Here is a 19,426-nt window from a genome sequence, read left to right as displayed (position 1 = left end):
CTCTTGAATTTAGGCCTATATGTAAAGGAGAACATTTTAATGTCCAAACGATCAATGTCGAAGTTAGTACCATTGACCTGTAAAAAGTTACCTCTCGCTATTTTGATCCCTATAGCCATGAGCGCTTCAGCGGCAGAAAAAACAAATGAAATGGAAACAATGGTTGTAACGGCAACCGGTTATCAGCAGAAAATTATAGATGCCCCTGCATCTATTTCGGTCATATTACAAGAAGAGCTACGTAAACAATCTTATACCACTGTTGTTGATGCTGTTCGCGATATACCAGGCGTATATGTAACTGGTGGCGGTAATATGCAAGATATTAGTATCCGTGGTATGGATGATCAATACACATTATACCTTGTCGATGGTCGCCCTCTTTCGGCAGGTCGTTCAGTAAATACTAATGGCTCAGATGGGGGTAAACAAATAGGTATTCCACCACTTGCAATGATTGAACGTGTGGAAGTTATTCGTGGTCCTATGTCATCACTTTACGGCTCTGAAGCAATGGGCGGAGTGATTAATATTATTACTCGTACTGCTCCACAACAATGGGCCGCAAGCTTAGCCGCAAGCTATACTTCATCTATGAATGATGTGAGTAATGATCAATACAATACCGACTTTTACGCTGGCGGTGCGTTAATTAAAGATGTATTAGGCATGGAGCTTACAGGCTCAATACAACATACAGATGAAAGTGATTACTCTGGCGGTGGCGACGCTACTGCTAGCCGCCCAGACTCAGATACAACCCAATTTGGGGTTAAATTTAACTGGGCCGTTGATGATAAAAACAAGGTGAGTCTAGCCTACGATACATCAAATATTGATTTTGAGCATACACCAGGTAACTCAATAGCTATTGATGCAGAAGGCTCACAGTACGAATTTGAAAAACAAATGTACTCCCTCACCCATATGGGTAATTACGGAAAATTAACAACAAACACTTATATTCAGCAAGATTTATCTGAACGCGTGCAAGATGAAGATAAAAAAGAAGAAATAATTACGTTTAATACATCTGCAACTTATGCAGCAGAGCAACATATTTACACTGTGGGCGCACGATATAAAACCGAAGAACTTGTTGACGAAACGAATGGTTTACTAGATGCCAACGTGGCTATTGCCAGTGATACTGTTGACCGATGGATTGGGGCTTTATTTACTGAGGTTGAATGGAACTTTATAAAAGACTTATCCATAACTACCGGTTTAAGATACGATAACGATGAGCAATTTGGTTCTCATTGGTCACCTAGGATTTATGCTAACTGGCATGCAAATAACCGCTTTACTGTTAAAGGAGGGGTTTCTACAGGATATACTCAGCCTTCATTATCTCAAGCTACTGCAGGCTTTGGTCGAGGCACAGGTGGGGGCGGATCTCCTAACCTATCTTCCACTGGAACATCCATTTCACGTGCCCTGATAATAGGTAACCCTGACTTAGATCCAGAAACTAGCGTTAACTACGAAGTTAGTTTTATTTATAACGATCCTAAAATTGGACTATCGACCAGCTTAACGTTTTATCATACTGATTTTGATGATAAAATAGCAGAAGATCGCTACTGTATTAGTGAAAATATTGATAGAAATGATTTTGAAAACTATCAATGTGAATTCAGTGGGAACACTTATCAATTTTTGAGTACGCAAAAAAATATTTCAGAGGCAGAAATGCAAGGGGTAGAAGCGACTGTAAACTACCGTATTGCCGACAACCTTCGCTTTAAAGCTGACTACTCTTTTACAGACTCTGAGCAAAAATCTGGAGACTTTGCAGGCGAGCCTTTAAATAAAATACCCAAGAGTATGGCTAATGCAACCTTAAACTGGGATGCGAGTGACACGATAAATTTATGGAGTCGTGTAAACTACCGTGGTGAAACTACTGACTATTTAAGCCGTACAAGCTTAAGTGATGGTACACCCGGCTACACCATGATGGACATAGGCGCACAATATTGGATGACTGATAATCTGAAAGTAATGGCTGGTTTATACAATGTTACAAACCGTGTAGTGACCAATGAAACCTACGGCGTTGTGCTAGACGGAAGAAGACTTACGGTCAGTTTTAATTTTGAGTTTTAATAAAAGTAATTCAACGGAGCGTTTTTAAAACGCTCCGTTTGTTTAACAAAAAACAGTTGTTTTAGTTTTAGCGCATAGTTTTGTATTTAAAAGCGCTGTATATAAAAACGCTATATTTCAAAACACTACAGATTTAAATCAAGCACCTCAACGCCTTTAGCAGGTACGGCGCAGCAAATTAGCGCCTGCCCTGTCTCTACTGGGTAACTTACGGTATTGCGATACACCACAGCTCCTGCATTTATTTTTACAGCGCAACTGCCGCAACTGCCGTTTCGACAGCCAAACTCAGGTTCTAAGCCATGGGATTCGGCTACATTAAGTATAGTGTTATCGCCTTTATTCCAGCGCTGTTCAAAGCCCGATTTACTAAATTTAATGATGGTGTTGTCTGCTTCTTCTACGCTAATCTCTTTGCTTTTATTAGGCGCTTCGCTTGTGTTAAGTACTTTGCGCTTAATACTGGAGGGTCCAAATGCTTCAGCAAATATGTTTTTATCCTGCACACCGAGCAATAACAGCTCGTTATATACGTGTTGCATAAACGCTTGCGGTCCACATAAAAAGAACTCGTAATCATCAAGTGGTAAATAATACCTAAACACATCCGCATTTATGCGCCCTTTTAAATCAAAGCTTTCGTCTTTTAAATTAAAACTCTCATCTTTTACGTTAAAGCCATCGCCTTGTTTTTCATCAAGCTCAGGCTGAGATAAAAGTGAGTAGTAATCAATTGCCCCGCCACTCGTATCTGCAAGTGTTTTTAGCTCGTTATAAAACGCACGCTGTTGGGCACTTTTAGCACTATGGAAAATATGCAAAGGGCGTGTATAGCGGGTTCTTAACCCTTCATTGGCAATATGTTTAGCCATTGAGATCATAGGTGTAATACCTATCCCGCCACCAATTAGTACTGCTGGTTTGGCGCTAGTTGGGTCAATAAAAAACTGCCCTTGTGGGTATTTAGCTAAAATAACGTCGCCTACTTTTACCTCATCATGAAAGTAGTTAGACACCTCGCCACTGAGCTCTTTTTTAATCGATAACCGATAAAATAGTTCATGAGGGCTCGATGACACGGTGTAGGTTCTAATAACAGGTTTGCTGTTACTGCTATTGCTACTATTTTTACATGGTATTTGTACAGTTAAATGCTGCCCAGCTTTAAACGGTAACAAGGTTGTATTGTTATGCCCTTCTAAATAAAAGGAGGTAATTACATTATTTTCTTTAATTATTTTAGTTACTTTTAAAGGCTGCCAAGTATGTTTTAGTTTTTCGGCTTGTTTGTTTTTATCAGCCTCAAGCCATGTGCCCGTCATTTTAGTGTTAGGGGAATAAGCATCAAATTTAGCACTAAACGGGAGTAAATTTTTAAGCCTCATTCCTTTAGTGAGGGTAAATTTCCAGCCTCGGTCTGCGCCAATAAAGCCTTCAAGCTCTGGTTCCCGTCCCATAAAACTTCAACGCTGCCAGTAAGCATTAATACATTACCCGTGTCAAAATCAGGAAATAACAAACCTGCTTTTGGGTTTAATAAAAAGTTACCTAAGGTATTAAAAAAATTGTTACCTGCGTAATCAGGAATCGTTAATGTGTTGCCTTCGCGTTTTACAAAACCCGGCAACCCACCACGGTGAGAAACATCAACACCTTCAATTTCTGGGTTGTTTTTTGCGGTTATAAAACTCGAAACAAAAAATGTATCGGCGGTGTCAATTAACGCACTAGCTGCGTTATCAAGTGTATTAAATTCAACTTTTTGCAGTGCATTACTTTTAAGTAAAGGGTCTGTGTTGAACACTAAGTCGCGCGTTTGAATATACTGCGGGCAATTTCCAAAGGATTGATCAACACAAAAACTCACCTGATTATCATTAATTACCTCACCTACGCGCACATTTAAACGGTTACGCCTACGCGTGCTTAGCTCAATGCCTAATAAACCAATTGGCGAGCCGGCAATATTTAACGTGTTATGTAAGGGGTCGTTTTTATCAACCGCGTGGGTCATTAATAATGATATGGGTGTGGGTGAGCTTAAAAAGCCAGGCATACCTGAAACAATAGATACCCACGGATCAGCGTTTTCATCAACACTGCCTGCAACCACAAATGGTAACTGCTCAAAAAAGGCTTGATGCTGCTCTGGCATAAATGAGCGCACGCCACGTTTGCTAAATGTTGCCATTATTTTTCGTTTACCGAGTTTGTCTTGTATTGCCAACTCGCCTTCGTGAAAAGGGGAATCATCTATTGAATTTGTGTTTATCATTTTGCTTGTAATTCGTGTGCGTATTTTATGGGCTAAATTTAACTCAATACACAATGAATGATAATGGGTGTTTTATTGACTGATAATGCACAATACAATGACAATACTTGCACCCTCTTAGTGCCAGGCGCGCACCAACATATGTCAAAACGGGTTTTTCATTCACTCTAAAAAAACATTAAATACTATTTAAACAACAATTTAAAAAACTGGCTATATTTTTGCAAACACTCTATTAACAAGCCAGTTTTATTTACGGCAAAAATTTAGGTTGTTGGCACTATAGCTATTAGCAACCATCGGCAAAGAAGCCCGCACACAATTATGCTTAATGCGTATTTGTGGCGGGCTTTTTTGTTATTTGTATTTAAACCGTCACTTTAAGGAATGCCATATGCAAACCTCGCAAAAAATACTCATTATTGGTAATGGTATGGTCGGACACCACTTTGTTGAGCAAATGCGCCAAAGCGATGCCAACGCAGACATTACGGTACTTTGCGGAGAAGCAAATCTTGCATACGATCGCGTGTACTTATCAAGTGTATTTGATGGCAAAACAGCCGCCGATTTAGCACTTACCACTCACGACAACTACAAACAACTTAATATTAATGTGCATACCAGCCAGTGGGTTGAAGGCATTGATAGAACAGCAAAAATAGTAACCACGCTAACTGGTGAGCAATACCCGTACGATAAGCTTATATTGGCAACAGGTTCATTTCCATTTGTGCCGCCTATAAAAGGTAACGACCAACCTCATTGTTTGGTGTATCGTACATTAGAAGATTTAGAACAAATAAAAGCCAGTGCCGCTGTAAGTAAAAGCGGTGTTGTTATTGGCGGTGGTTTATTGGGGCTTGAAGCCGCTAACGCCATTAAGCAACTGGGGCTTGATACCCACGTAGTTGAATTTGCGCCACAACTTATGGCTGTTCAGCTTGATGGACAAGGCGGTACGCTACTAAAAAATAAAATAGAAAAACTTGGCGTAACGGTACATACATCAAAGGCGACCAGCGAAATAGTAAAAGGCGAAACGAGTCGCTTTAGATTAAATTTTTCGGATGAGTCATTTTTAGAAACAGACCTAATTTTGTTCTCTGCCGGTATTCGCCCGTATGATCAGCTAGGTAAAATTGCTGATTTAGAGCTTGGTGAACGCGGCGGTATTATTATTAATAACCAATGCCAAACATCTGATCCTGATATTTTAGCCATTGGGGAATGCGCCCTGTGGGACAAAAAACTATTTGGCTTAGTCGCACCGGGTTACAACATGGCGCGCGTTGCAGCGAGCCAATTAAGTGGTGGCGAGCTTGAGTTTTTAGGTGCCGACATGAGCACTAAACTTAAGTTGTTAGGCGTAGAAGTAGGCTCAATTGGCGACGCTCATGCAAAAACGCCTGACTGTAAAGAGCTTATATACCAAGACGCTATTCGCGGCTGTTATAAAAAAATCATACTAAGTGAAAAAGGCGATAAATTACTGGGCGCTGTACTAGTTGGCGATACCAGCGACTACGATACTTTATTGCAGTACATGCTTAACGACATGGACTTACCAGAAAACCCTGAGTGTTTAATTTTACCAGATAGCGGCGGCGCGCCGTCGTTATCTGGCAGTGCCCTACCCGACACCGCCACTATTTGTTCGTGTCACAATGTGAGTAAAGGCGACATCGTGGGTGCAATCGATGGCGGCTCATGCGATTTAGCCTCGGTAAAATCATGCACTAAAGCAGCAAGCGGCTGTGGCGGTTGTGCTGCGTTACTAAAATCAGTTGTTGATAACGAATTAGCAAGTCGTGGAGTTGAAGTAAACAACCATGTATGTGAGCACTTTGCGTATTCACGCCAAGAACTACTGCACATGGTAAAAGTAGAAAGCATTAAAAGCTTTGATGACTTACTAACTAAACACGGCAGCGGTCATGGCTGTGAAATATGTAAACCTGCCATTGGCTCTATTTTAGCCTCAACATGGAACGACTTTATTTTAGAGCCCGCTCATGTTGGTTTGCAAGACACTAACGATACGTACCTAGCAAATATGCAAAAAGATGGTTCGTACTCTGTGGTACCGCGTATTGCTGGCGGCGAAATAACACCCGACAAACTCATTGTAATTGGACAAGTAGCCAAAGACTTTAACCTGTACTGCAAAGTCACTGGTGGTCAGCGTATCGATTTATTTGGTGCGCGTTTAGAAGAGCTTCCTGTTATTTGGGAGCGACTTATAGAAGCCGGATTTGAGACCGGTCATGCCTATGGTAAGTCTCTTAGAACTGTTAAATCGTGTGTGGGTAGTACGTGGTGTCGTTATGGTGTGCAAGATAGCGTTGGACACGCAATAGAAATTGAAAACCGCTACAAAGGGTTACGCGCACCGCATAAATTTAAAATGGCGGTATCGGGTTGTACCCGCGAATGCGCCGAAGCACAAAGTAAAGATATTGGCATTATAGCCACCGAAAATGGCTGGAACTTATACGTGTGTGGTAATGGCGGTATGCGCCCTCGCCATGCTGATTTATTTGCGACCGATTTAGACACGCCAACACTAATTAAATACATTGACCGCGTAATTATGTTTTACATTAAAACGGCTGACAAATTACAGCGTACGTCGGTATGGATGGAAAACCTTGAAGGCGGTTTAGACTACCTTAAAAGCGTAGTAATTGACGACAGCTTAGGCATTTGCGACGAGCTAGAAGCGCAAATGGAATTAATTACACAAACCTATGCGTGTGAATGGAAAAAAGCGATTGAAAGCCCAGATGCTGCCAAACGATTCCGCCAGTTTGTTAATAGCCCCGAAACCGACGACAACATTTTGTTTGTGCAAGAGCGTAACCAAATACGCCCTGCTACAGAAGCCGAAAAGCGTGATCAACGTAATACACAAAACCGTATTCCAGTAATGGAAGTTGAAGAGGAGCAAGCTGATGTCTTGGCATAATATTGGAACAATCGACAACCTAGTGGCTAATAGCGGCGTATGCGCATTAGTTAATAATCAGCAAGTGGCTATTTTTTACATTCCACAAAATCCAACGGCTGTGTTTGCCATTAGCAACTACGACCCGATTGGCAAAGCCAATGTATTGTCGCGTGGCATTATTGGCTCAATCGACAATAAATTAGTTGTCGCATCGCCTTTATATAAGCAACACTTTTGCCTAGAAACAGGCGAATGTTTAGAAGCAGAAGCAATACACTTACCGGTTTTTAATGCAAAAATTGAAGACGGCAGTGTATTTATAAGCTCTGAACCAAAAGTTACAACAGCAGTGGCTTAAGGGAATAGTATGAGTGTACTGTCTTATTTTTCGGGTATTGAAAACGTGTGGCTAAATAAGCTTGTTACTAAGCTAACAAGCTCAAATAGTCGCAGCGTCAAAAGCGGCAACGTTTATATAATTGGTGCGGGCCCAGGAGAAGCAGAGCTAATTACGGTAAAAGCGCAGCGTTTAATTAATACCGCCGATGTTGTTTTATACGATTGGTTAGTAAGCGATGATTTATTAAAAACGCTTCCTAAAAAAGCACAGCGAGTATTTGTAGGTAAACGTGCGGGTAAACATTCGATGACCCAAGCTAACATTTGCGAACTACTGGTTAAATACGCACAACAAGGCTTAAACGTAGTGCGTTTAAAAGGCGGCGATCCGAGTATATTTGCACGTATTAACGAAGAAGCCGATGCGCTTAGTGAGCATAATATTAATTTTGCTATTGTTCCGGGTGTGACAACGGCTTGTGCTACGTCCGCTTATACGGGTATTCCGCTCACTGCACGCGATGTAGCGCGTAGTGTTACATTTTTAACAGCGCAGTTTGCCGATCCTAACAAGCAACCTCATTGGCAAAATTACGCGTTTATGCCTGCAAACAACAACCCCACTTTAGTGGTTTATATGGGGCTTTCGCGCTTACAAACGCTAAGCAACGGTTTGCAATCAGTGGGCTGGCCAAGTAATACACCCATCGCACTAATAGAGAATGCCACTACTACTAAGCAAAAAGTAATTACCAGTACGCTTGAGAAAATAGTAAATGAGCATGCTAAACACAACCTTCAAGGCCCTACCCTAATTATGATTGGTGAAGTAATAAATCATAAAATGGCTATTAGTCCTGAGTTACTAAACAGTGTAAATGTTAACGCATGACGTAAAATGAATAATGCACTTTTCGCGCTTACTACCTCCCCAGGAGTAGGCGCTTTTTTTGTTTTTAATTTGGGTTCAAGTTGTGTGCAACAACATACTTAAATGCACCAAATAAGTTAAAATTAATGGTAAGTTAAATTATAGAAACAAAGTGAAAAACAAAAATAACACTTTAAGCAATTGTATTAGCTTGATTTTAAATTCAATGATGAAATTTATTAATGATTGGAACAGTGGTTGCACTTTAAAAACAAAAAAGTGTGGAATAATACCAATGGCGACAAGCAATCCTCTCACAAAACAGTTTTTATTAGCGGCTAAGTATCAAGAAATACACGCGCTAAAGCAATTACAAAACAGTTGTGCCTCGCTTACTAAGTTAGGCGATTTTGTACATCAGTTACAAAAAGAACGTGCAATGAGTAATATATTTTTGGCCTCAAATCGCGAGCGATTTAAAACCCAATTACAAGAACAAATTCCTTTAAGCAGCAGCGCACAAACTGCATTTTATGATTCTCTTAAACAAACATTTATAAACGACAACGCCGATACTGGTCATACTCGGTTATTTAATTTAATTACCTATAGCCTGCAAACACTTGACGCATTGCCCGAATTACGCAATCAAATAGCACAACAAAACATTAGTGCAGTGCATGCTACGCAGTCGTTCACGCAGTTAATTGCTAGTTTACTCAATATTATTTTAGAGGCAGCAGATGGCGCAAGCGATCCTAAAATAACGCGTTTGTTAGTCGCATTTTTCAATTTTATGCAAGGTAAAGAGTACGCAGGACAAGAGCGCGCCTGTGGTGCACAAGCATTTGCAGCGAGTAAATTTACCACTGAGCAAAAACAACAACTCGCGCATTTTGAACAAGAGCAAAACCACAGCTTTGACTTTTTTAATGAGTACGCCGATGCGCACCTTGTAAAATGCTTTGCCACGTTAACAACACATCAGGTTAATAATCAGGTAGAGCAACTTAGAAGTTTACTGCAAAAACTCGATGACGAGAATGCTCAACCGCTCTCGCAACTAAGCGAAGTATGGTACGAAGTAACCACTACGCGCATAGATATAATGCACAAAATTGAACAAAATATAGCAGATCAATTAATTGATACTGCAGCAATGCAAATAGCCTGTGCTCAACGTAGTTTAAATACAAATAAGCAAGTACTTAACAATATGGCAGAGCAACACATAGCCCCTACTTTTGGCCAATTAGCCATTAAGCAACCAGAGCCAGAAGTAAACCAAAATATAGCGGCCGATAAGCTCAACAGTAATAAAACTATGTATGATTTAATTATCGAGCAAAGCCAGCATATAAAACAAATAAACCAAGCGTTACTTGATGCTAAAAAAGTTATTAGTGAGCAAAAGGTAATTCACCAAGCCAAGTACATACTTATTGAGCAGTTAAAGCTCACCGAAGAGCAAGCCCATAAACAGCTACAAAAACAAGCAATGGATTAGATGAAGCAGACGAGCTTCGATTGCCACAAAGTGCTTATTACTTTAATTCACAAACATCGATTGATGCTATTTTAGATACTTGGATGGAATTTTCGATCATTCTAAATTCACTAAATCGCAGCATGGGACTTGCCGATGCCTACCCATTTGTACTTACTCAAGCGGTGCGAACTAAGTTATCTTTCATCCATCATGCCATTCATAACAGGCTCAATTTAATGCCTGATGTGAGCATTGGAAAAGTGTAATAAAATAAGCTCAGTCCAAAAAACATTTTAATAAAGAGCCATTTATTCTTGCTATGACTTTTCATGCATAGGTAGGTGGCTTTTTTATGATGAGAAAAAAGCCGTAAAAATAAAAGTCTAAAAATAGTATATATCCCTACTTTCTCGCTGAAGCTTTATTAGCTTGTCACAGCGAGGTTATTCTTAAGTCGACTTATGATTTTTTCTTGGTAAATACTAACTGTAGAAAACTTTTGTATTGATACAAATAATTCAGTTAGTTTTTCGTTTGATATATCAGAGATATTAATCCCTTTATATATAATAGATGCATTATTTTGTCTGGTTAGATTATTCGACAGTAAAATATTCAATTTTACTGTACGTGCTAACTCTTCTTGATACAGAAAAAACTCTCTTAAATGTGTACTAACAATATTGGCTGGTTTTGATCTGTCTATCATTAAAATTTCGTCAATTAGTCGATTTAACCTGCTGCGAGACTCTATTGCTTCGTCGAGAATATCTAACCAATTAAGCTTTGTATTTGATAGTAAAGATAAAAAGTATACCGTACGTGCTTTATTGTAATTAATAAAACCAGGCCACATAACATCTTCGCTAGATACTTTAAGTGCTTTATCGAACTGCTCAGCGGCAGATTTAAGATACATACTTACTTCTTCAAGTATTGATGGCTCTATGGTATTAATATTTTTTTGAGCCAGCTCTAAACCATCAATCGACAAAATATCTACAGAGTTCATATTTAGCGACTCTCGTAATAAATGCATGCCTTTTTTGTTGTAATACAAACCTAGGTAATTATGGTAAATAGTTTTTGTCACTGGGTTACGAAGAATTGGACCTCTCACATGAAGTAAGTCTGCATGAATATTAAAATTATCATCAGCTACAAAACTTTGGTAAGACACAACAGCTTTAAATAGCTTTATTGTTTCCGTTATTTGAATTGAATTACCTTTACTCACCGAGTGCAATATTTCACAGCGCCTATCAACTTCTGACAAAATTGTATCCATACGCTTTTTATAAAGTACTTTGTTAGTTTCTGATGCATTAAAAACAGCTGGAAATAAAACAATTAGGTCAATTATATATTGCAGGGTATCGGCAAAGAGGACGGCGGTTTCTGACTCTTTTTTTAGTTTATGCTCAATAGAGTCAAAAATTTCTTTCTCTAGTGTATTTTCATCTTGGGACTTAAACTGATTAATTAACTCTGGAAGTGAGGTTACGTAATTTTCATTATCTAAAATGTTACCTTCCATTTTACTAATGTTATTTACACTATCAATTGATGTATATGTTCTAACAGTAATAAATAAAGCTAATACGGCTATACAAAAGCTTACTGTTGATATGGTAAAGCTTAGTAAATCTTTACCTTCTTTTAAATCATATACCCATACAGCAAGAAAAGCTGAAAGTAGAACAAGTAATAATATTGTAAAATATAACATTTTTGATGTGCGCATATGTCTTCCAGACTTGGGTCGAGCTAACAATCTAATATTGCTGATTTATAACACGAAAAACGCAGACTTCACACGCAAACTGAGAGTTACATAAGTTATTTATTATCGAGCTATAAAGCCTTTACTGAACGTAAATAATTAAATATCTGTATCACTCTTCCCACTTGCCCAGCGCTTGTTTGTCACTTTGTTTAAACTCAACCCAATTTGATGAGTCTTTAAAGTGCTCTTTTTTCCAAAACGTGGCGTGGTTTTTTAAATAATCCATTATAAATTGTGCGCCTTCGAACGCGGCTTGGCGATGGCGGCAAGTTACGCCTACAAATACAATTTGCTCGCCAAGTGCTAAGTAACCAACGCGGTGAATAATGCATATTCTCGCCAGTTGCCAGCGAGTTTGTGCTTGCTCTGCAATAGATTGAAGCAGTTGCTCAGTCATACCAGGGTAGTGCTCAAGCTCAAGTGCAGTAACGTTATCGCCACTGCTGAACTCTCTTACCAAACCTGTAAAGGTGACAACAGCGCCATCGCTTTTATTATTACTACAAAGCGCATTGTGCTCGTCACCTACATTAAAATCATCAATTTGTACTTGAATATGTATGCTCATTAGCCACCTGTAACCGGCGGGAAAAAGGCAAGCTCATCCCCTGCTTTCACTATTGCGTCGCTTGATGACATAGTTTGGTTAAGCGCTGCAAGTAGCTCACGCTCCTCCAGCCACGGTTGCCAATGCGGGTATTGGCTAACTAATCTTAATTTAAGCTCTGAAATACTAAGCGGCTGCGTAATCTCAAGGCTTAATTTACTGCACTTCAAGCGCTCTTTTAGTTGCCCAAAAAACAATAACTCTACTTTCCCGGCGCTAGATATTGCATCGTTTGGATTAATCGCGTTGCCAACTACCATTTTTGCCCCCTGCTTTTTGAGTAACGCGCATGCCGCTAATTTCCATTAGAGGGTCGGCTGCTTTACACATATCAAACAAAGTAAGGCTAGCCACAGATACCGCTGTTAACGCTTCCATTTCAACCCCCGTTTTACCTGCAAGTTTGCAGTAGCTGGTTATTTTAATTTGGCTGTTTGCTTCATCAAGTTCAAAATCAACAGCGACTTTACTAAGTGCAAGCGGATGACAAAGCGGGATTAAATCAGCGCATTTTTTAGCGCCTTGAATACCTGCAATGCGTGCCACGCCTAGCACATCTCCCTTTTTGTTTTGATTAAGCATTACTTGCTCAAAGGCAAGCTTGCTCATGCTAATAAAGGCTTCAGCTGAGGCATCGCGCAGGGTTACTTCTTTGAGCGATACATCAACCATATTAGCTTGGCCGTTTTCGTCAACGTGGCTTAACATACTATTGCTCACGCGATTCACACTTTTTACCAATGGTAATGTGCGGTACAAAGTTACACGGTTTATGCATTGAGTTAAGTTGATCTTTTATTATGCCTGTCCACGCTGTTTTACATGCGCCTGTAGAGCCTGGCATACAAAAAATAACGGTGTTGTTAGCAAGTCCTGCCAATGCACGAGATTGAATAGTAGAGTTACCAATTTCGCCGTACGATATGTGCCTAAATAGCTCACCAAAACCGTCTACGCTTTTATCAAACAGCGGCGCAAATGCCTCTGGTGTTGAATCGCGCTCAGTAAAGCCTGTACCGCCAGTCACTAAAATAGCATGAATGGTGTCATCGGCTATCCACTGCGATGCCACTGCACGCATTTGGTAAACGTCGTCTTTAACTATGTCTTTATCCGCTAAGTGATGACCCGCCTCAGTTAGCGCTTTAATTAAGTAATGACCTGAGGTATCAGTAATCGCATCGCGCGTGTCGCTTACTGTAAGTACGGCAATGTTTAAAGGTATTTGTGTATCGCTTGTGTGGCTCATAATGTTTTTCTCAATTGATTAATGCTTTGGTCAAAATGCTCATCTACAGCTTTAAATTGCGCCGGTGTATTGGTGTTTATTAATGCATGCGCTTTATTACATAAAAGCGTTTGCACACCAATGCTTTGGGTAAACTGTTTTATTGATTTATGACAGTTTGCGTTTGTGAGTATGTGTTTTAAATGATTTTTTACACTGCTTGTATTACGAATATACAGCGGTAGCGGTTCATTTTCAAAGTGCCAAGCCTGTATTTGTGACTGATTTAATTGATTGTTCATACTTTGTACGTTATTTGTCTGAGAAGCCAGCACTATTGTGCTTAACAAACTACTTGTGAGTCATAGGTAGGTACTTAAGAAAAATATTAAGTACAGCCTTAAAAATTTGGCTCTACCCCATACTGAAATACTCCTGTTTTTCGATCGCGTTTGGGGTGTGCCCTAGCTGTATTTTTCCTCAGAAAGTCAAATGCTGCATTAACTGCATTTAACAATCCTTTCCTATGCTTCCTAATAATCGCTGTTAATATGCCAATCCACCAAACACCCGTTGTTTTTGCTACTGTCATTGTAGATATTTCAGTTTTGAATATCTTTTCAATACAGCCAGTTAAAAACCTTTTAAGCGTGGTTACTATTAAACTTACATAAATTCGCGCCTCTTGTAAGGTTGCGTTTGATGTTTGAAAGCCGCGTAAATTATTATAAGACTTACACTCCTTAAAAAGTAATTCAACCTGCCAGCGTAACCTATATAATTTGCCTATTTCAGTCGCTGTAAATTCATCAATAGATAAATTAGTGACTAAAAATGTATATTGTTTTTCTTTTTTTGACCAATACCCAACGACTCTTGTTAGCTTGTTTTTTATGCTAACATTCATATCAATAAGATCATTTTTAGGTAATTCGGGGAGCAATTCACATAACTTTGGGGAATGACTTCCTGTTAATTCCTGTCCATTTTGCTTAAAAGCATTATGTACTCTGACTGCTTTTAACCCCTTAGCTCTTAATACGTAAAATCCTCCTGCTTTATCTAATTCATGAATATAACTACCTGAATAATACCCTCTATCAGCAAGTAACAACTGTCCTTTCAACTCTTTAAATGTTGGAAGTTCTTCACGTTCAGAATAACTGTCTGGTGTTATACCTGCTTTTTCAAAGCAACCTTGCGTTAAATTTAAAGTAGCATGCAATTCAATCGCTGCTGGACACGTATTTGAAAATCGCCCAGGAAAAACATCTTTTAAAGAACGATGAAGCATAATAGAGCTACCGTCCTGAATTAAAATATTCTCAAACTTGAACAAATCTTTTTTCGTGTACTTAAGCGCATCATTTATCCAACAATTAAAAACTCTATTTGTTACCTCTCGCATTAGTTCAGCTAGTTCAGGTTTAACTAACTGGTTTTGAAAAGGCTTATACTTAATAGACTGCCCTGTTAGCTGATTATAAACTCTTAATATTTCGGATAAATAGATCGTTTTTTTATCCCCAAGCGCAGCAACAAGACTAACAACCATATGAAATGCGGTAATATTTCTTTCTCTTTTAGTAAATGCTACTTGTTTACCAAGTCGGTTCAGTTTTTTTTCACTTAGGATACTTTTTAACTTATTAATAAAAATGTTAGCATTCATTTGAAGCTCTTTTCTTGATTCTGTGGTTTGTGTGGTAATAACAATTTGATCATGAATTGAGCTTCAACTCAATTTCTTAAGATCTTACCTATGACTTTGGTGTAAGTGTTGCTGGCATAGCCAACGAAGATGAAATATTACCTACACAAAGCTTTTTTTACCTTGGTAATAAGTACGCGCAATTAGATGTAGGTTATCGAGAACATTGGTACTCACCATTTAACGACAGTGCCATGCTATTAAGCACACACGCTAAAACAATGCCTTCTATAACACTGAGTAATGTAAAGCCAATAACCAGCTTTAATATTCGCTATGATATGTTTATTAGTAAAATGACCGAGCAACGCGGGATCCGTAAAGGTAACTACGATCCTGTAAACGGTAATGAATTTACACCCGGTAAGCCTTATTTATTTGGCTTGCATACCAGTTTTGCTGCAACCGATAATCTAACAATAGGCTTGAGTCGCTTAATGCAATTTGGTGGTGGGCCGCGAAGCGTTACGTTAAAAGACTTTGCGGAAGGTTTTTTTACCCCTGGCACTAAAGATAATATAACTCGCTCAGATGCCGAGGAAGTTGATGCAGATTTTGAGCTTGGAGATCAGTTAGGCTCAATTACTTTTGCGTATAACAATAGTATTTATGCACTTCCTTACGAGTTATACGGTGAAATAGCACTTGAAGATACATTGGGTGGTTCTCGCAATAATGCATATAGCTTTGGTATTTATTTACCTTTTATTGCCAACAACCACAGTTTACGCTTCGAGCACAGTAACTTACAAAAGAGCTGGTATGCAAATAGTATATATCAAGATGGCAACCGTAACTCAGGCAACGTAATTGGCCACTGGGCGGGTGATGAACACGACTACACAGACTACACTCCGGCTAAATCGATGAGCGTAAACTGGCATTGGCAATTAAGTAAAATAGAAAGCTTAAATACAACTATCCGTATGCTTGAAAATAAACGCAGTGGCTATAAAACAAGTTACGAACTGCAAACGGCATACACACGTAAGTTGAGTAACCCAATAATGGGCGCAAAAAGTTGGGGAGCTGAGTTGTACCAAGGTAAGGATGTGTACGGGGAAACGTTTGCTAGGTTAGGTGTATTTGCTAATTTTTAACCGCCTATAAAGCGCAGGGTGCGAGGTATAAAACACCACTTACGGTATATTCACCCTGTAGGTGCGAATTTACTTCGCGCTAATGTAATTTAACTTTATAAAAAGCGGGGTATAAAGCCCCGCCTAAAGTTTAATCACTGCCAGATACCTTGACTCAGGGTGAAAACTACATGCCATGGAGTATTTAGAGCCCGTCATTTATGTCCACACCGTAGAGTATTATATGTTTTGCTACTTTAGACTTGATAACAAGAATACTGAGAAAAAGTGATTTCTAAGGTCACTATATAAGCAAGCTTGCACTTTTAACCAAGAGTTCCTGCCCTATTAGCACGATACACCGCCCTCCCCGACAGCCCTTTTACCGCTTAGCTTTGCACCCGCCCCATTTTACCCATGAGACGCAAATACGCGCCGACTTAAGCATTTGAGACAGTATTGACCAGCTAAAACCTGTGAATAAACGCAGATAACCAAATAAAACAGGCGAATGAAAAGGGGCGCATAACATCTAGAATTTTAGGAAAAATCACTTTTATAAGGCCTGAAAGACCTCAACGCTTTTTATAGTAAAATGTAGCTATTAAGTAAGTAAAGGCAACTGATATCTAAAGTAAAAGCAAATAAGCGTGCACGGTTACGCTACTAATTATGTTACTCGACTCTAGGATTAACACTGAGGCTTTTTACGGACGCCTAAGCTAAGTTTAGGTTAACTCATTACAAATCGAGCTCCCTACTTCACCCTAACTAGCGGACAATGAAGGTAGTACTATATCCCTATAAAACACAGAAAAAGTAATACAAAAAAATAAAATTTAGGTATCATTAGATTTGATAAATATCTCAACGTTAAGGAATAAACAATTGAAAAAGATAGTAATAACTTATTTGTTAGTATTATTATTTACTGGATGTAAATTTACCCCTCCACCAAATATTAATAAATACGGTAAACCATATTCTCCTGAAATAATGAAAAGCCCAGAGCAAGCTCAACTAATCAAAGCGCATAAATTAAGAAATTTAGCTGGTGCTTATGAAGAGGGCGATAAAATTGCACGCAAATTACAAGATGAAGGTTACCCACAAGCTACTTATTATTTTTATACGTACTATAACTATAAAGATGAAAATCACTGGGGTTGTAGGAGTGGTATATATCCTGATCAGCAATATACTTTATCAGTGAATGATAAATCTCGAAAAGTATTAAAAGATAGGTTGTATTCTCTTGCTGATGGATTTTGTTCTCTTCGCTATTCGGAAATCACTGGGTATCCTGGTAATTATTTTGAATTTGACGAGTATCTAGTTTTAGAGAAAGATCCTATAGTTTTAGCTATGAAATTGTCACTTAATCTAAAGTTTATTAATCACCACTCAGCACTTAGAATGCCTATATATCCTTATATTCCACCCGTGGGTCGAATCACAATAGACCAGCGTGAACAAATATTAATAACTGACAGCGTTAAGAAACTATACGTTGAGTTCATTGATGCACATATTAAGTATGTTCAGGAAAACCCTGGTGCCAACAATTGGGGAGGTATGCTGACTAATGACCTTTGTAGAGGAGACGGCATAGAGTTTCCCATTCAGTGTAATAAAAAAGAGGTTGAATTTCTTCGGGTAATAAATAAAGATTTTCCATATGACTCGCTTTTATTAAGCCTTCCCGAAATACTGGTATATAAGGGCCTTTCTGATAACTTAGCTGAAATTAAATTATATTTGGAAAAATTAAAAACTCTGCAAAAAGCAGGTTACAGAAGTTCACTGCTTAACTCACGTTTAGCTGATCTCTTGTACAATATAAAACAATACGAGGCTATTTGATTAGAAGAGTTATATATCAATGATATGTTTATTAAAATAATTTTAGATGTAAGAAGAGGGTCTACATTAAATGTGACCCTCTTTAGTATTTCTGAAACTACTCAAGCAGTGACAAACTCTCTCTCCTCTTATAAAAAAGTTTAAAATAGCCTTGTTGCATTTTTTAACGCGCCGTTCGGAAGGATAAAGTGTAAGCATCCTAGCAGCACCCCTAGCCGATTTAATTTAATCAATTAAAAATACTTGCAGGTTTTCGATATGGACATCGGGCTTAAACTAACAACACTTATGTTTGGCGAGTACAATCAATTGGGCCGTATTTCATTTAAGCTGCGTAGCCATTTTGCAGACTAACAATCATTTTTTTTATTAATTCACGACCACGGATTGTATGAATAACAGCAAGCGGCGGTGCGTTATTAAATTGTATGCTCTCTTGATTTAACCATCTATTCCAACGTTCAACACTTCCAAAGTAATGAAGACACACAGTGGCTACTTTGGCCAGCTCAACAATATTTTCAACGACTGTAATATTTAAAAGTTGACCACCTTTTTTATAATTGCCAATGTCCCGCGTATTTATACCGATCACTTTAAGGAATGTTTCTCTATCCCAGTTTAATTCACATCGCAATCTTTCAATGCTACTGATATCCAAACGCTGGCTTAAAAAATCGATTTCGTCTAAAGGATTTGAATTAAGATTAATTCGTCTATTGCTCAGCACATCTAAAAGGTCGGGATTATAATGAGGCCTAAAAGAAGTATGCATATAAAAAACCTTACTTAAGCTGATTAATATTAATTTAATCTTAGCTTAACCACTTAACAAAGACCACTAGCCAAAGTATGGGCTATAAATAAAACAACTTATAGTGATACTGGTAAAATTCGGTACTTGAAGCTTGCTAGAAAAAATAACTAATTAACCCTGCTGGCCCTTACCAAAATAAGCTCGTTGACACCTGACTTAACACAAAGCTGAGCTTATGACCTATTACGTTAAACACGGAGTAAATGCAAAGTCCCCTAACTTACAGCACTAAATAGAAATGTTTATAACTATCATGCTTCACTTATAAGAGAAGGCAATTCGGATTGTGCCGTGAGATC

General features: G+C 38.7%; 17 protein-coding genes and 1 pseudogene. 8 read left to right on the top strand and 10 right to left on the bottom strand.

Going from position 1 to position 19,426, the window contains the following annotated elements:
• Nucleotides 1-39: 39 nt before the first annotated feature.
• On the top strand, nt 40-2,112 hold the full coding sequence (locus QL998_RS00570; RefSeq protein ID WP_290191914.1) for a TonB-dependent receptor: 2,073 nt from the start codon (nt 40-42) through the stop codon (nt 2,110-2,112).
• 125 nt (nt 2,113-2,237) lie between these two features.
• Here the strand turns inward: QL998_RS00570 and QL998_RS00565 are convergent, their stop codons facing one another.
• Nucleotides 2,238-3,569, bottom strand: a complete 1,332-nt coding sequence (locus QL998_RS00565; protein WP_290191913.1) for a 2Fe-2S iron-sulfur cluster-binding protein — start codon at nt 3,567-3,569, stop codon at nt 2,238-2,240.
• Complete coding sequence (locus QL998_RS00560; RefSeq protein ID WP_290191912.1) at nt 3,494-4,387, bottom strand: pyridoxamine 5'-phosphate oxidase family protein; 894 nt, start codon at nt 4,385-4,387, stop codon at nt 3,494-3,496. The genes QL998_RS00565 and QL998_RS00560 overlap by 76 nt, the downstream gene beginning before the upstream one ends.
• Before the next feature lie 394 nt (nt 4,388-4,781).
• Here QL998_RS00560 and nirB point away from each other — a divergent pair, with 394 nt between their 5' ends.
• From nirB to QL998_RS00535, 5 genes are all read left to right on the top strand, one after another.
• A complete protein-coding gene (nirB, locus tag QL998_RS00555; RefSeq protein ID WP_290191911.1) occupies nt 4,782-7,355 on the top strand; it encodes a nitrite reductase large subunit NirB in 2,574 nt (857 codons plus the stop codon).
• Nucleotides 7,342-7,695: a nitrite reductase small subunit NirD gene (nirD, locus tag QL998_RS00550; RefSeq protein WP_002959861.1), complete on the top strand. Its 354-nt coding sequence runs from the start codon at nt 7,342-7,344 to the stop codon at nt 7,693-7,695. The genes nirB and nirD overlap by 14 nt, the downstream gene beginning before the upstream one ends.
• A gap of 9 nt (nt 7,696-7,704) precedes the next feature.
• Nucleotides 7,705-8,568 (top strand): uroporphyrinogen-III C-methyltransferase, encoded by an 864-nt coding sequence (cobA, locus tag QL998_RS00545; protein WP_290191910.1) that lies wholly within the window; start codon nt 7,705-7,707, stop codon nt 8,566-8,568.
• A gap of 274 nt (nt 8,569-8,842) precedes the next feature.
• A complete protein-coding gene (locus QL998_RS00540; RefSeq protein WP_290191909.1) occupies nt 8,843-10,054 on the top strand; it encodes a nitrate- and nitrite sensing domain-containing protein in 1,212 nt (403 codons plus the stop codon).
• 20 nt (nt 10,055-10,074) lie between these two features.
• Nucleotides 10,075-10,302 carry a putative zinc-binding metallopeptidase gene (locus tag QL998_RS00535; protein ID WP_290191908.1) on the top strand — a complete coding sequence of 76 codons (228 nt, stop codon included), beginning with the start codon at nt 10,075-10,077 and terminating at the stop codon, nt 10,300-10,302.
• Between the two features lie 158 nt (nt 10,303-10,460).
• Here QL998_RS00535 and QL998_RS00530 read toward each other — a convergent pair whose 3' ends face one another.
• The 7 genes and pseudogenes from QL998_RS00530 to QL998_RS00500 all read right to left on the bottom strand — a co-directional run bounded on the left by QL998_RS00530 (nt 10,461) and on the right by QL998_RS00500 (nt 15,329).
• Nucleotides 10,461-11,780 (bottom strand): hypothetical protein, encoded by a 1,320-nt coding sequence (locus tag QL998_RS00530; protein WP_197188132.1) that lies wholly within the window; start codon nt 11,778-11,780, stop codon nt 10,461-10,463.
• A gap of 151 nt (nt 11,781-11,931) precedes the next feature.
• On the bottom strand, nt 11,932-12,390 hold the full coding sequence (moaE, locus tag QL998_RS00525; RefSeq protein ID WP_024590927.1) for a molybdopterin synthase catalytic subunit MoaE: 459 nt from the start codon (nt 12,388-12,390) through the stop codon (nt 11,932-11,934).
• Nucleotides 12,390-12,689: a MoaD/ThiS family protein gene (locus tag QL998_RS00520; protein ID WP_290191907.1), complete on the bottom strand. Its 300-nt coding sequence runs from the start codon at nt 12,687-12,689 to the stop codon at nt 12,390-12,392. Before QL998_RS00520 ends, moaE begins: the two co-directional genes overlap by 1 nt.
• On the bottom strand, nt 12,667-13,137 hold the full coding sequence (moaC, locus tag QL998_RS00515) for a cyclic pyranopterin monophosphate synthase MoaC (protein WP_149606408.1): 471 nt from the start codon (nt 13,135-13,137) through the stop codon (nt 12,667-12,669). Before moaC ends, QL998_RS00520 begins: the two co-directional genes overlap by 23 nt.
• A 1-nt stretch (nt 13,138) precedes the next feature.
• The gene (gene moaB / locus QL998_RS00510; protein ID WP_165743807.1) at nt 13,139-13,678 is read right to left on the bottom strand and encodes a molybdenum cofactor biosynthesis protein B; all 540 of its coding nucleotides are present in this window, start codon (nt 13,676-13,678) and stop codon (nt 13,139-13,141) included.
• Nucleotides 13,675-14,019: pseudogene (locus QL998_RS00505) on the bottom strand (molybdenum cofactor guanylyltransferase); the annotation flags it as partial. The pseudogene QL998_RS00505 and the gene moaB, both read right to left, overlap by 4 nt.
• A 38-nt stretch (nt 14,020-14,057) precedes the next feature.
• Nucleotides 14,058-15,329 (bottom strand): IS4 family transposase, encoded by a 1,272-nt coding sequence (locus QL998_RS00500; protein ID WP_290191905.1) that lies wholly within the window; start codon nt 15,327-15,329, stop codon nt 14,058-14,060.
• Nucleotides 15,330-15,445: 116 nt separating this feature from the next.
• Here QL998_RS00500 and QL998_RS00495 point away from each other — a divergent pair, with 116 nt between their 5' ends.
• Complete coding sequence (locus tag QL998_RS00495; RefSeq protein WP_356948104.1) at nt 15,446-16,468, top strand: capsule assembly Wzi family protein; 1,023 nt, start codon at nt 15,446-15,448, stop codon at nt 16,466-16,468.
• A gap of 867 nt (nt 16,469-17,335) precedes the next feature.
• Nucleotides 17,336-18,310, top strand: coding sequence for a hypothetical protein (locus tag QL998_RS00490; protein ID WP_290191904.1), 975 nt, complete (start codon nt 17,336-17,338; stop codon nt 18,308-18,310).
• 325 nt (nt 18,311-18,635) lie between these two features.
• On the opposite strand, the gene QL998_RS00485 is transcribed toward QL998_RS00490, so the two are convergent.
• Nucleotides 18,636-19,085, bottom strand: coding sequence for an antitoxin Xre/MbcA/ParS toxin-binding domain-containing protein (locus QL998_RS00485; RefSeq protein ID WP_010555242.1), 450 nt, complete (start codon nt 19,083-19,085; stop codon nt 18,636-18,638).
• Between the last annotated feature and the right edge of the window lie 341 nt (nt 19,086-19,426).

The sequence above is a fragment of the Pseudoalteromonas sp. APC 3691 genome, from assembly GCF_030408135.1.
GTDB lineage: Bacteria > Pseudomonadota > Gammaproteobacteria > Enterobacterales > Alteromonadaceae > Pseudoalteromonas.
This window is presented reverse-complemented; position numbering and strand designations above follow the sequence as displayed.